This is a genomic window from Amycolatopsis sp. GM8 (genome assembly GCF_021653975.1).
Taxonomy (GTDB): domain Bacteria; phylum Actinomycetota; class Actinomycetes; order Mycobacteriales; family Pseudonocardiaceae; genus Amycolatopsis_E.
On sequence record NZ_JAJKFK010000001.1, the window covers coordinates 354,114 to 367,286 of the forward strand.

The window sequence follows — 13,173 nt, forward strand, 5'->3', positions numbered from 1 at the left end:
TTCCTTGCCACTGAGCTGGTGCAGGCACGTGGCAACGCTGGCACACCACGATGTCCGAGGGCCAGCCCCTGCACCGACTGAGCAGGACCGTGACGACGTGGACAATCTCCGGTGCAAGCGGGTCGCCGGCGGGCTCGCTTCCGGACACGGACTCGGCGTGTCGGGTCGCCGGGCACGAGGTCGCAATCGTCCTCGGTGGCGGGCGTACGATCTCGCATTGGCACGAGTCGCGGCCGCTGGCGCGGCTGGGCGCGCCGCAGAGTGGGAGATCACGCCATGACGAATCAGGCATCCGTGGCCGGCGCTTGGGACCTCTACTCCACGAAGCACCGCGACAAGCGGTTCACGTGGGGCGGTCGACGGACGCTCGGCCGCAGTCCGGGTATGAAGGTGCTGAACCCTCGGGCTGGTCAGCGCGCGCTTGAACTCGGCTGCGGCTCGGGAGACAACGCCGCGCATGTTGCGGCCCTGGGCGCGTGTGTAACCGCGATCGACATGTCCCCGGTGCAGGTGGCCGCTGCGCGCGATCTGTGGGGGCACCTGCCGAATCTGACTGTGGAACAGGCCGAAGCGGTCGCGTTCCTTGATGACGACGACGGGCAGCAGTTCGACGCCGTGTATTCGGTGTACGGGGCCGCGTGGTACACCGACCCGGAGCTGCTGCTGCCAGCGGTGAAAGCCCGCGTCGCACCTGGTGGCGTGTACGTGTTCAGCCACGCCCACGCACCGGAGACCGGGCGCGGCACGTTGGACAGTTGCCCGAGTGTCGAGCGCTGGGATTTCCATCCCCACACGTGGGTGTTTCTCCTGCGAACGCACGGCTTCCGGCAGATCGAGACGTGGGAATTGCCTGCTAGCAAGGGGTTCCCGGATTGGCCGACAATGCTGGTACGGGGCCGAATTGACAATGACTGATGTCCGTTAGCGACCTGCTGGCCGACCTGCACCGTGTGATCGAGCTGGTCCGAAGGCTCGAGTTCACTGCTACCACGTACCGGCCCCACGCCGAGATCTACTAGTCGTGGTCCGTACTGAGTGGCTGGTCAGGCTTCCACGTGTCGTCGTCGGCGTCCGGGCGTTCGTAGCGCCCGAGCTGCGGTAGGCAAAGCTGGTCGGTGCTCTCGGGGTCGAGGGCGTGCCGCTGCGCGTTGATCCCCGTGAGACGTTCGTCGGTGATGCGCCCTTGTGCCCCGGTGAGCGGCGGGGAAGTCCACCGGCCAACACTGCGCCGCCTGGCACCGAAGACGTGGCGCCCGAGCGCGGTCACAACGAACAATGCCACACCCAGCAGGGCGACGACCACCCACAAGAAGATCACAGTAAGCCTTGTCGTAGCAGCGTTTTCGTGTGTTGCGCGCGCATTCTGTCGGGGAAGAATACGTGTGGCCCCGAGTGTCCTGTGTAGACACACGGGGCCGTACGTCATTCGATATTTTGAATCCGGTCGAGAACCCGCTCCGCAAGAATGCGTTTCTCCTGCGGTGTCAACGAATCCGGGAGTTTGGTCTCCGGCTCCGGGATCGGTTGAGGCACGCGGATGGGGAGCGTGCCCCTGATCCGACCTACAGGCCCACGGGATCGATCTCTACCGGGTTGCACTTGATGCGCTGCTTTCCGTTAGGCGGCTACGATGCCGCGCGCTGTGTCGTACAGCCAACCTCGGAAGTCCGGCGAGCTGGTGTAGACAGTGGGCGCTTCGCCGGGGTATTGCGCCGCCCCCCGGCTGCATGTGCCGACGAGCGTGGGAGTGCCATGGACGAACGCAACGGCCGGACCACCGGAATCACCCGCGCCGGGTCCGTCCGTGCCGTGTGGATTGCTTGTGCAGATCTCCCCGGCTGACTGCTGCGCGTCGGCACACTTGGCCGAGGGCAGGACCCTGCTGTCGAGCTGCTGAAGCTGCGTCGGCAGGTTAGACGGATCGCCGTCCGGCTGGTCGGCGCCCCAGCCGTAGAGCGTCACCCGGTCACCGGGGCGCGCTCCCCGCCCGGCAAGCTGAATGGGCTGGACGTTCACCGGGTGATCGAGCTGGAGCATCGCCACGTCGTCCACGGGCTGCTTCGGTGCCCCGACTGACCACTGCCAGCCGGGATATACCACGATCTTGACCACCTTGGCCGTTTCACCGCCCTGGGTGCGGTCCTTCGAGCCGACACGAATGGAGAATGTCTTGGCGGCTGTCGGGATGCTTTGGGTGTTGCCCGGCATGTCGCTGACACAATGGGCGCCGGTGACCACCCACGAGCGGAACAACAGTGCGCCGCCGCAGGTGTGGTAGTTGGAGCGCCCGTAGGCCGGAGCGTCGTATTGCAGCGACACCATCCAACTCGTGTTGCCGGTGGCCTCACTGCCGCCCACGATGTTCGGCTGCACAGCGGCCGCCGCCGGGCTGGCCGCGAGTATGCCAGCCAGGCTGAGAAATGCGGCACCGGAGGCGATAGCGGTGTTCCTCAAAATCGTCCTTCCTTCGTTTGGGCATACTCTTGCGGCCTTCACATCCAAATAGATGCGAAGGGGACTGAAGGACGCTATTTCGTCGTAGCGCGGTTCCCCCGCCCACGTGCGGAACCCATGGGCGGGGGGAACTCGCTGGGAACCGTCCCCTGTGCCTGGGGGTCCGCACAGAGGGGGCGGCGTGGACTACAGCTCGTCCGGGTCGTTGACCGGCCAACGCGGGATCGCCAACGGGGCATCTGCGACTGCACCCACTGGTGTAACGGCCGAGGTCTCGCCAGGTCACCGAAGTCCACAGTGTCCTCGTTGGGGTCTACCGGTGGCGCTTCAATACGTCATCGACCAGCTCGCGCACTGGCTCGGCCAAATCGACGTTCTCACCATGCTCCGCCCGGTACAGGATCCGCGACGCCGCCCCCAGCAGCGCCACATGACCGTCGTAGGAATCGAGCACGTCCGCGAACGTGTCCCGCACCTGGCGAGCGACGTCCGGGACCAGCAACGTGAACACATACAACGTCGCCGGATCGGTGCCGACCGGTCCACGACCCCAGAATTCCCAGTCCAGCAAAGAAAAGTCCGGGACCAGCACGTTGTTCCAATGAAGATCGCCGTGCACCGTCTCCCACGCCCGCACGGGGAACGCCTCGGCCACCTCGTCACCAAAAACGCGACGTATACGGCTGTCGTGGTTCGGCCGACCCTGGAAGCGTCCGGTCGGCACCGTACGCAACTTGTCCAGGGACCCGCGCAGGTTGGCGAACCAGGACTCGGTCAACTCCAGCCACACTCGTAACGCCTCGGTATTCGACACCGGGAACCCCGTCATGTGCGTCATGACCTCGGCGCGCACGCTGCGGATGTCGTCCGTCCACTCCGTCCAGTCCAGCACACGCGGCTTGACCACTCCAGCAATCGTGTTGGCGTCCACGTTGCCCGTCCAGAAGTCGTGCATGTCCGCGACGTATACCGTCCGTTCCGAACACACCCGCAACCACCGGAGACGTCGGCCTGGGGTCCAGGCGGTCGTGCTCAACGAACGCAACGCCCACCCGAACTTCGGCTCACCGGTGGGCCACAGGTCAAAGTGGCTGCCCGCCCGTGCGAGGTTTCCCATCATCCAAGCACGGAAGGCGTCGTCGGAACGTTCGGCGTCCAATTCAGGCCCTTGGGTGGCAGTGAATCGGGTAGCAGTTCCCTTGCGGGCCGCACGGGGTGCAATTTCCCTGCGGCGGCATCCCTTGAGCGGTCAGCGCTTCTCGTGCACCCGGCATCGCAGCCAACGTGTCCACAAGCTCCTGCTCACGTACGTTCCCGGTGTCCATCCACCGAGACATGATGCACGGGCGGACCGACCCGTCCGGCAGGACCGCCGCCACACCGTCCCCGCACTGACCACACAACTGCGCGGCCGACTCGCCCACCTTGCGCACACCACGGCCGATCTCGCGCAGCAGGTCATACCCGACCTTCGGCACGCCGAGCTGCACCAGCTCGTCCCGCGCAGCGTCCGCGCGCTGGTCACCACCCATGTCGATGACGCCAGTCCGAAGCGGAATTCCTCGGGTCACGGCCTTGGCGATGTTGGCCTTCGTGCGCGCGTAGGTCGGACGACCCGTGATCTCCTGGTGCTGGTCAGCATCGTCGGAATAGTAGGAGGTCGCGAGGCTCACACCGGGCCGGGCGAACACCTCCCACAGTTCCTCGGACACGTGCACCAGGTTCGTGAACACCTCCACCGCAAGGTCCTTGTTCAACGCGTGCAGCACCAGGTCAGCGAGGTTCGGGTGCAATGTGGGTTCGCCGCCGATGAACTGGACGCCGCGCACGCCGGCCGCGGCCGCTTGGTCGATCACCCGTGTCCAGTCATCCAGGCTCATCGACCCGTGGTGACCAGCCGGTGAGCTGTCGGCGTAGCAGTGCCCGCACTCGAGCTGACACTTGCCGGTGATCTCCAGCCACAGGAACGACACCCCTGTAGGAGGCGACGACGGTTCCAGTACGGCAGTCATGCAGTTACCCAATCGGTAGTAGGGGTAGTTCTTTCGGATGCCACCACGCAGGCGCGCGGAGGATGGACCCGGCCGAGAGCACGTGCGTTCGGGGCCACCCCCGTGCCCCCAGCCGGAAGCGGGGGGGACTCAGGCAGGCCATTCCAGAACTTGCCGCACAACGTCGCGCAGCGAGCCGGTCACGATCCTTCCCGGCTCAGGCCATTCGCCTGGCGGCCAGGGAAACCCGCGGCGTTCGTATCGGCAGCAGGCCGATGCCTTGCCGCCAGCGGTCACCAGCGACATCATGTCCACGAAGTGACCAGTGAAGCGACGGGCGTAGACCTCCGACTTGTCGGGTGTCGCTCCGCTGTAGACGAACCCGTGCGAAGCAGCAACGGCCATCGCGGCGGCGTCCATGTACGCCTCGGGGTCGGGTTCCCATTGGTGGCCCAGAATCGGAACGTTGGTCTGGCCCAGGATCGGAATACCGGTACCGCCGACAAGCGGGATACCGCTGGTCAGCAGGCTACTCACGGCGAATCACCGCGCTCGGTGCGCATACGTTGACCTCCTGTGTCCGGGTAGGCCGAACGTATGCCCGAGGTCAGGGGGCGCCGTGTCCCGAGAGGACACACCTGCCCCGTTTCACCCGATCGGAGCAACACCTATTCGCCAGGCAAGTCCTCGCAGGTCAGGACCACCGGCATCCCGGCGAGCCACAGTCATCATCGATGTCACGGCGTCCCGAACGAACTGGTTGTTCCGCACCTGCTGCGGAGTCAGTTCCTCGGCTTGCAGCAACGCCCGTAGACCCTGCTCACGGGTCTGCTTACCCTGGATAAGCCCACGGCCCAGATCCATCCAATAGGCCCCCTGGCGCGACGTAGGGGCCGCCTGCCACGTGACGTTCTTGGCAACCTCCGCAACGCCCGGTCCGCGCCCCAGCTCGACGCCGAGGCTGACCTTCCAAATGCCGACGTTGGCTTGGCCGAAGTTCATCGTCCCTTCGCCCCACGTGGACAGCTCGCCAATCTTGGCGGCCATCGCGTCCGCTTCGGCTAGGTGTGTGCGAGCGGCGTCTGCGTCGCCTTGCGCGGCCTTCGCCAGGGCTGCGGTCAGATGACCCATGCCGCGTGACTCCAGCCGCGAACCAGCCATTTCGGCCGCCTGGACGGCAATTTGGTACTGCCGGCCCCGGGACCGCGACGCGATGTAGTGCGCCCGTGTCCACGTCGCGATGCCGAGCCATTCTGGATCTTCCAGCAGTTCCGCGGTCTGTTGCACGCGGTCCGTCATCAGGTAGGACAGGTGGGCCGATCCGAGCGCCGCCGTGACGCGTCCAGTCGCGTGGTAGGTGCCGATGAGCCCCTTTAGCGCATCGCCACGATGCTCGTCGTACTGCGGGTCAGCGCCGTAGATCAGCAGGTCAAGGATCAGATCGGGCACCAGTTCGCCCATCGCGGCGTAGTCCGAAGTCGGCCGTAGTTCGTCGATGAGCTTGCGCAGTTCCGCGTCCACCTCTTCCCACGGGCGGGCCGGCCGTTCGTCCGGAATCTCGCCGGGCCGCCACGAGGTCAGTACGGCTTCGATCGGGTCCAACGCTTGGTGGGCTCGGTTGCTGGTGGCGTCCACGGGGGCGTAGGGGCCGCCGCCGAGGTCCGCTGGCGATACCCGCAGTGTATGTGCGAGGGCTTCGCGCGTTTTGCGGCTTTCCAGGGATCGTTCGCCGCGTTCGATCTTGGACAGGTAGCCGAAGCTGATTCCGGACAGCTCGGCGGCCTGCCGCAGGCTCAGCTTGCGCCACTTTCGGATTTCGCGAATGCGTTGTCCGGTTGCTCCGCCGTCGTCCACGCGTGCCGGGAAGTCGTCGCGCATGTATGCACCTCTCGTTCCGCCCGAGTGCCCATATCCGCCCGAGAACCCCCGACCCGTCGGCCGGGGGCCTTGCCTCTCGGGCGGAAAGGCGCAGTTGCCAGGGTAAGCGATGATGTCCACCACCGGGTGACAGGACGATGAAACCCCCTGGTCGCAACCTCTGACCAGGGGGTTCGAGCCAATCAGGACGGCACGAACACCGGCACCCGTAGCAGGGCCAACTCGCGTTGATGCTCGGCGAACTAGTGGCGGGGATCGCCGTCGTCTGGAACGTGCGTCGGTACGGTATGCGCGACGCGCGGTTCGCCAACCGATCCGCCGTGCGGCGATACCGTGACGAGCTGGCCGACTCACGCAGCAACCAACGGGTCTCGTCATTGTCCTTCGCGGCCGCCCCCTTCCCGAGCGTAATAGTCGTGCCGGAGCGCGATATCCCAGCCTTCAGCCTCGGTCTTGCCGTTGCCGATTACCTCGCCGTCGAACGTCACGACAACCCCGTTGTCTTTGCGCTCGATCGCGTACCGCTCGTTCGGTGTCACGCGGTCGTCGTTGACTGTCGGCCGAAGTGGACGGTCGAGCAGATAGTCACAACCCCCGGAGGGGCTGACGAAATACCACTGCTCGTACCGTTCGGTTCCCGGGAACACGACCAGCACTTCGCGACCCTTGTCAGCGCGCATCTTGATCTGAGACACGGTGCCGTTGACCAGTGCCGGGCCGGGGATCATTGCCGCGACCGCCTTACCTTCCTTGTACGGGAACGTCATTGCAGGGCCTCCAAAGGAACATCGATGTCGAACACGCGGCGCGTGCCCCGCTTGGTCATGACCGTGCGGGGCAGGTCATCCGGGTCCAAATGGGGCATCCAGGTCCACGCGGCCCGGCTACACCTCGTACGTGGTGCCCCCGACGCGTTTGGTCAGCGACCGCACCGACCGGAACCGGAAGTGCTCCCCGGTGTGTGCCACTGTCGCCACATGGATCGGCCCCTGGCCGTCTGGTCCTCGGCGTCCGGCGCCCGCGTGAGCAAGGTGCGGACAACCTCGGCGCGAGGCATCCCGATGACGTCGGCCCATTCATCGACACGAGCCTTCAATTCCCTCGCCCAGCTCCTGCCGAATCTCCGACCGCTGGAGGGACGTCGCATGCGCGACGAACGAGACCCGCGCGGCGTGGTCGTGACATCTTCCTTCCGAATCGCCAGGCGAAGACTCATTTTGCGATACTGCTTGCCGCCAGCGAATACACCATACGCGTGAGGGCTTCGGCGTCCACGTCGGACACTTGTTGCATTACAACCCAATCCAAAGACGCACGCCGAAGGTGGCCCACCTCAAGCTTGCAGAGGTCACGGTGTTGAGCTTGATAATGATCTTCCAAACATTTCCTGTATGTGCGCCCCAGGTGAGGGAGGTCCTGTTGCGGATCAACCCGGGCGCAACGATGCTGCCTACCGTCGTGTGACCATCAAGAGGCCTGAACGCGTTACGCGGCGGGGTCGCGCGTCTGCGGGTCGCTGTCGAAGCCGGCCTCTGCTGACGACGAGGGCCGGCGCGGGTCTCGTTGATCCGGCGAAGCAGGTGGCTCGCTCTCGGCATCACGAACCAGTTGCCGCAACTGTTTCAAGTCGGCCTCTTTCGTGCGGAGTAGGCGTTCGACCCGACTGTACGATAGTCGTAGCTCACCGCCGACCATGCGATCCACCACTCGGCCCATCTCCGTCCGGACCTGCTGCAGATCCGCCTTGAGCTCATTCTGTTCATCAAATCTGAGCAAGAACTCCGCGATTAGGTCCGCCTCGAGTTGGTCTCTGTGCTCCCGTGCCGCGTCGACCTCCCTTTTCAGTGCCAGGGCGCGCTTGCGGGCTTGCTCTCGTTTCCGCGGTGATGGTGCTTTATTTCTACTCATGAACCTACCATAGCGGCCGCGGCGCGGAAATTGGTGAGATATGTGAACCACTAGGCAGGACCTTAGACGATAAGGGGGGCGCAACCGTCGAACAAACGACGTTGGAGGCCGACCACCGCGCGGGAGAGCAACGACTCGTGCGGCGTCGGTGACGCGGAAACGTTTGCCCGCAGCCAGACGCTGACCGGCCACGCCGTGTCCACACGCGACACGAAAATAGAGCACGCCCGTGCTCGACGGAGGAGGCGCCTCTGCCAAACCGGTTTGATCTAAGGTTGACGTAGTCGCAATTGTCAGCGGAGCTGCCGGTAAGCAAACCGGCAGCTCCGCGGTTCAAACGACCACCGCGGACGGCAGAACTCTTCGGCAATGCCGAATTGCTTCCGCCGTGCGGTGGCCCCAGTCGCGATGGCGGTCGCGTGCCGGTCGACAGCAGGTGGCAGCGTCGCTGAGCATGCATATCGGTGACGCCACGAGCCGGCGTCGACGGGGCCAGCGTGACCGAAGAGCGCGTGCCCGCGGAAGCAACACCCGTGTCCGCGACGGCGACATTTGGCGGTCCGGGCAATCACTGCGACGCGGCTCGCGGTCAGGTCGTGGATGCACGCCAGCGCTGTCCGAGGTCCGGAGTTGAGCTGTTCGCGGCGGGCTCCTGCCCGACACACGCACCGTCGGTCTCCGTGAAGCGTGGCACGCCGAGGCCGTGCTTCCAACGGACTCCCGCTTCAACCAGGTCGCTCCGAGCTGGCGCAGTTTGGTGGGGGCCCTACAGGTCGTCGAGGCCGTCACTTTATATCGTTGATCGTTTCCGCTAACATCGCTTCCAACCCCTCGCGAGAAGCATGCGCGCCGAGGGGAGTTTTACACGTTGAGTTCACCCAATGACGAGCCGTTACGAGTTCAGCCAGGCAACCAATTAACCGCGGATCGCTTGTCTAGCGCACCCGGACCCGTGATTGCCGTGACTGACGTGGCAACCTTCCACAAGACCCGGGAGGCCCGGACTCAGCTCGGCTCTGTATTCGCGTTCGACCTAGAGGGAGCCATCCCCGATCGTTCGACCTTCTGGTGGAATCCTCTCCGCACCGCGCGTGGAGCAGCGGCGGCGGCGAGAATTTCGCATGAATTGACAAAAGGCTTCCGAAGGACTCGTCGCCAATATCACAATGCAACGCTAATCCAGCTAGCAGACGCAATGCGTCACCTAATTCTTGCGGCGATAAACAAGGACGAAACCCTATTAAAAGTCCAAGAATGGGCAGCGACCCAGAGTGAAGAACCCGTGAGGATACTTGCAGACTCAGGATCCAACACTCAAGCTAAACTTCTCGGCAGCCTCCTTAAAACACCTCACGATCACAGAGGAACGATATTTGAAGGACTCGACGATCATTTACAAGAAGTACTTGACGACACTGCCGCTGCATGCGTTGCAGCATCTGCACGAAACAAACCCGGTGATCCGCCTGCGAAACCGGAGTTCACACCATGGCAGCTCTTCGATGCCGACAGCCACGGGATTGCAAGCTTGTACATCATCACAAGTCGCGCAGATTCGCCAGAAAATCTCCTCATTTCGATGCTGACCGTAGAATTGACTGCATTCGCAATCATGTACGCGAGACTCATGGGAGGAAAGATTTATCCACCTCTTTCCATCGCAAGCCCACGATTGCCTCGTATGATGAAATCACACGAGATTGGGATAATTCCCCAGATTTGATTACCAACGCTACACCGGGTGCAGGGCCGCCTATCGCGACGCAAGGTGCACGAGCACCCGCTTGATTTGGACGGCGGCCGGAACCAAAACTTGGCCGACAGTTTCCCACGCGGCGACACCAAGATTGGAATTTGGCGAGCATTCAGCTTATCGCCGTCGCCTTAGAATAGGAGCTAATACCGGCAGTGCTCGCCGCAGCATGCACGTCTCGACGGGACATTGAGTCTGCAGGCATCGCGAGGTGCGCCTCATGGTAAATCCACCGATAGAGCGCGAATTATCGACGCGGTAACTACGCGCCTCCGTCCTCCGATCATAATGACCTTGGCGGGGAATTCGTTGCGCCCGATAAGGTCGTGAGCCCAACTCGTCGAGATACCGAATGCGGCGGCCGCATGCGGCACACCCACCGTGGCCGGCCAGTTCGCGATCTCGGCCAATGTGGGACCTTGGTCAGCACCAGGATCGGCTGGGGAGGCCATCATGATGCTCGATCAAGAACTGGCTCGACGTCAAAAAGGTCGCTGATCCTTACACCCAGGCGGCGAGCCAAGGCAACCTTCTGCATTGGCCCCAGCTCTCGCTGTCGCCGCTCGACCCGGCTCAGATAGGTAGGGTCAAGGCCGCACAGATCGGCGACGTCTCGAAGCGTCAAGCCACGAGACTGGCGCCATTGACGTAGCCTGCTGGCGTCCTGCTCGGTCAACACCATCCACCCCCCTCGTATGTTCGGATGGCGACCCAACGACTTGATCGTGTCGCAGGTTGGTTGGGTTGTCAAGCGAACAAACGATATGGCAGACTAGCGCGGTGGCAAGACCCCAGACACTCAGCGAGGCAGTGGGCGAGAATCTGCGACGTATCCGCCAAGAGTATGGGATGACGCACGAGGAACTCGCCCGCCTCCTCCGCGCGAACGGGTTGAACTGGAGTCGAAGTAGCTACACAGCACGCGAAGCGGGCAATCGCCTCGACCTGGACCTCAGGGACACACTCATGTTAGCCATCGCACTAAATGTAGATCCCGTAGAACTGATAGCCGGCGATGGTGAAATTCAGATGAGCGACACCGCCGTCCTTTCCCGCAGCTTCTTGAGAAAGGTACTCCGCGGCGATCACAAGCGAGCCGACCTAAGCGATTCCACACCGAGAAACAAACAACAAACTATCACCCACGACCAGGATAATGCGTCAGCCGTCGATGCTGCGCTACAGCCGGGAGCGATCGAGGTTGACGCGCGAGTCGCCACCCAACTCGGAATACCGCTGAGGGCTGTTTTGGATGCTGCCTACACCTTGTGGGATCACCCGTTGACCGAGGAGCGCGATGTACGGGCATCAGCATACCAGGGAGTGGATTCACGCCGGAGACAAGCTCATCGCGGCCATATTACTCGCCATCTAGTCGCAGAACTTCGAGCGGAACTCGCTCGAAACGGCGTCATCGACCAGGCGCCGAACCAGAGGAACAATGACACGTGAAGGAGGTCAAATGGGCGAGCCGATCAAAAAGATCCAACTAAAGAATGGCGATGTACGATACCGATTCGTCGTCGACATAGGCGCCGATCCCACGACGGGCAGGCGTCGACAGCTGACCAGGACCTATGATTCCAAGAAGGAGGCCCGCGCCGAGTACTCCAGGATCAGGCACGAAACCGACGACGGAACATTGGTCGCACCGGCCAAGATCACCGTCTCGGACTGGCTGGACACCTGGCTCAAGTCAGCCACGATTGACGTGGAGAAAGGCACCGCCGCCAACTACGCCGACGCGCTCCTGCCCGTGCGGGAGCGTCTCGGTGACCGGCAGTTGCAGCAACTCGACGAGGAGCACATTGACGGGCTGGTGAGCTGGATGCTGACCTCCGGTCGCAAACGGGGTGGCAAGGTCGGCACTGGGCTGGGCGTCCGGTCGGTCGAGCTGACGCTCGGCCGACTCCGTTCCGCCCTCAACGTGGCCGTGCGGCGCAAGTTGGTGGTGCGCAACGTCGCGCAGTACACCAAGATCCCGCGGGAAGCGCGCAGGAGGGCCGCGGCGGCAAAGGCTAAGAGGATCCCGTGGAACGCGGACGAGGTGAAGACCTTCGTGGCCGCGACCCGCGCGGACAGGTTGCACGTGCTGATGCTGCTGTCGCTGCTGGGTATGCGGCCCGCCGAGGTTTGCGGGCTGCGCTGGGCCGCCGACGTCGACCTGGAAGCCAAGACGATCCGCGTGGAGAACACCCGGACCATCGTGGAGGGCGAGGTCGAGGAGAAGGGGCCCAAGTCGGAAAAGGGCAAGCGTACCTTGCCCCTACCTGGCCCCGTAGTCACCGCCCTGAAGGCCCTGAAGGCCCGCCAGGCGGACGAGAAGCTCGCCGCTGGGTCGGCGTACGTTGCCTCCGGGTACGTGCTGGTCGACGAACAGGGCATGCCCTGGAAGACCGACAAGCTGCGTCGGGAGACCTACAAGCTCATGGCCACTGCGAAGGTGCGGAAGGTCCGGCCGTACGACGCCCGGCACGCTTGCCTGACGTACCTCGCAACGTCTGGGGTGCCTGACGTCATCGTAAGTGCCTGGGCAGGCCATGCGGATCTCAGCTTCACCAAGCGCGTCTACATCCACCCCAACGTGGAGCACCTCCAGGATGCCGCCGACCAGCTCGACGCGCTCCTAGGCTGATTTAACAGTACAAGCGTTCGTGAGAAAATGTGAGACGACAGGTCCCGGACAAGAGTCAGGGCCCCGTCTCACCGAAGTAAGAACAAGGCCCTGACCTGGACTTTCTCAGTCCGCCGACCGTCGGGACGACAGGATTTGAACCTGCGACCCCTTGACCCCCAGTCAAGTGCGCTACCAAGCTGCGCCACGTCCCGGTCGTCATCACCCCGCGTATGGGGTGATGACGACCAGCTTACGGGGTCCGGGCAAGCGGCTCTCAGCTGGGGTCACCCGGCCGGCGGGGTCGGCGCCGCCGGCGGTGGCTCGAGCGCTGCGGGGTGTGGGGCGGCGGCAGGAGGACAATCGCCAGGTCGAGGCCTTTCTCACCGAGCTCGGCGGCATCCGGAACGACCTTGGCATAGTCGTGATCCGGGCCGGGCGTGGCTCGACGAGCATGATCTCCTTCGGGTCCCGACCGACGGTCACGCAGTGCTGGTGCAGAGCGTCCGCTTCTCACCACTGTCCGCGATGCGGATCGGCGGGTGGGGTCGCCGGAGCGACCCCACCCTGCCGGG

13 protein-coding genes, 1 tRNA gene and 1 pseudogene are annotated in these 13,173 nt (G+C 63.8%); 4 read left to right on the forward strand and 11 right to left on the reverse strand.

What is annotated here, in order from left to right; all coding sequences use genetic code 11:
* Positions 1-276: 276 nt before the first annotated feature.
* Complete coding sequence (locus LOZ83_RS01695; protein ID WP_236788120.1) at positions 277-915, forward strand: bifunctional 2-polyprenyl-6-hydroxyphenol methylase/3-demethylubiquinol 3-O-methyltransferase UbiG; 639 nt, start codon at positions 277-279, stop codon at positions 913-915.
* 100 nt (positions 916-1,015) lie between these two features.
* Here the strand turns inward: LOZ83_RS01695 and LOZ83_RS01700 are convergent, their stop codons facing one another.
* The 8 genes from LOZ83_RS01700 to LOZ83_RS01735 all read right to left on the reverse strand — a co-directional run bounded on the left by LOZ83_RS01700 (position 1,016) and on the right by LOZ83_RS01735 (position 8,231).
* On the reverse strand, positions 1,016-1,318 hold the full coding sequence (locus LOZ83_RS01700) for a hypothetical protein (RefSeq protein ID WP_236788122.1): 303 nt from the start codon (positions 1,316-1,318) through the stop codon (positions 1,016-1,018).
* 299 nt (positions 1,319-1,617) lie between these two features.
* Positions 1,618-2,454, reverse strand: a complete 837-nt coding sequence (locus LOZ83_RS01705) for a trypsin-like serine protease (protein WP_236788124.1) — start codon at positions 2,452-2,454, stop codon at positions 1,618-1,620.
* Between the two features lie 313 nt (positions 2,455-2,767).
* Positions 2,768-3,385, reverse strand: coding sequence for a hypothetical protein (locus tag LOZ83_RS01710; RefSeq protein WP_236788126.1), 618 nt, complete (start codon positions 3,383-3,385; stop codon positions 2,768-2,770).
* Positions 3,386-3,614: 229 nt separating this feature from the next.
* Positions 3,615-4,466 (reverse strand): radical SAM/SPASM domain-containing protein, encoded by an 852-nt coding sequence (locus tag LOZ83_RS01715; protein WP_236788127.1) that lies wholly within the window; start codon positions 4,464-4,466, stop codon positions 3,615-3,617.
* A gap of 129 nt (positions 4,467-4,595) precedes the next feature.
* Positions 4,596-4,982, reverse strand: a complete 387-nt coding sequence (locus tag LOZ83_RS01720) for a hypothetical protein (RefSeq protein WP_236788129.1) — start codon at positions 4,980-4,982, stop codon at positions 4,596-4,598.
* 111 nt (positions 4,983-5,093) lie between these two features.
* Positions 5,094-6,323, reverse strand: a complete 1,230-nt coding sequence (locus tag LOZ83_RS01725) for a helix-turn-helix domain-containing protein (RefSeq protein WP_236788130.1) — start codon at positions 6,321-6,323, stop codon at positions 5,094-5,096.
* A 374-nt stretch (positions 6,324-6,697) separates the two neighbouring features.
* Positions 6,698-7,090 (reverse strand): hypothetical protein, encoded by a 393-nt coding sequence (locus LOZ83_RS01730; RefSeq protein WP_236788132.1) that lies wholly within the window; start codon positions 7,088-7,090, stop codon positions 6,698-6,700.
* 718 nt (positions 7,091-7,808) lie between these two features.
* On the reverse strand, positions 7,809-8,231 hold the full coding sequence (locus LOZ83_RS01735; protein WP_236788134.1) for a hypothetical protein: 423 nt from the start codon (positions 8,229-8,231) through the stop codon (positions 7,809-7,811).
* A gap of 970 nt (positions 8,232-9,201) precedes the next feature.
* Between LOZ83_RS01735 and LOZ83_RS01740 the strand changes: the two genes are divergently transcribed.
* A complete protein-coding gene (locus tag LOZ83_RS01740; RefSeq protein ID WP_236788136.1) occupies positions 9,202-9,954 on the forward strand; it encodes a hypothetical protein in 753 nt (250 codons plus the stop codon).
* Between the two features lie 481 nt (positions 9,955-10,435).
* On the opposite strand, the gene LOZ83_RS40700 is transcribed toward LOZ83_RS01740, so the two are convergent.
* Positions 10,436-10,666, reverse strand: a complete 231-nt coding sequence (locus LOZ83_RS40700; protein ID WP_374202605.1) for a helix-turn-helix domain-containing protein — start codon at positions 10,664-10,666, stop codon at positions 10,436-10,438.
* Between the two features lie 284 nt (positions 10,667-10,950).
* Here LOZ83_RS40700 and LOZ83_RS01745 point away from each other — a divergent pair, with 284 nt between their 5' ends.
* Both LOZ83_RS01745 and xerC read left to right on the forward strand, forming a co-directional pair.
* Complete coding sequence (locus LOZ83_RS01745; RefSeq protein WP_236788138.1) at positions 10,951-11,436, forward strand: hypothetical protein; 486 nt, start codon at positions 10,951-10,953, stop codon at positions 11,434-11,436.
* A gap of 10 nt (positions 11,437-11,446) precedes the next feature.
* A complete protein-coding gene (xerC, locus tag LOZ83_RS01750; RefSeq protein ID WP_236788140.1) occupies positions 11,447-12,619 on the forward strand; it encodes a tyrosine recombinase XerC in 1,173 nt (390 codons plus the stop codon).
* A gap of 120 nt (positions 12,620-12,739) precedes the next feature.
* On the opposite strand, the gene LOZ83_RS01755 is transcribed toward xerC, so the two are convergent.
* Positions 12,740-12,813: transfer RNA gene (locus LOZ83_RS01755), tRNA-Pro, on the reverse strand.
* Between the two features lie 62 nt (positions 12,814-12,875).
* Positions 12,876-13,155 (reverse strand): annotated as a pseudogene (locus LOZ83_RS40705) (hypothetical protein); the annotation flags it as partial.
* Between the last annotated feature and the right edge of the window lie 18 nt (positions 13,156-13,173).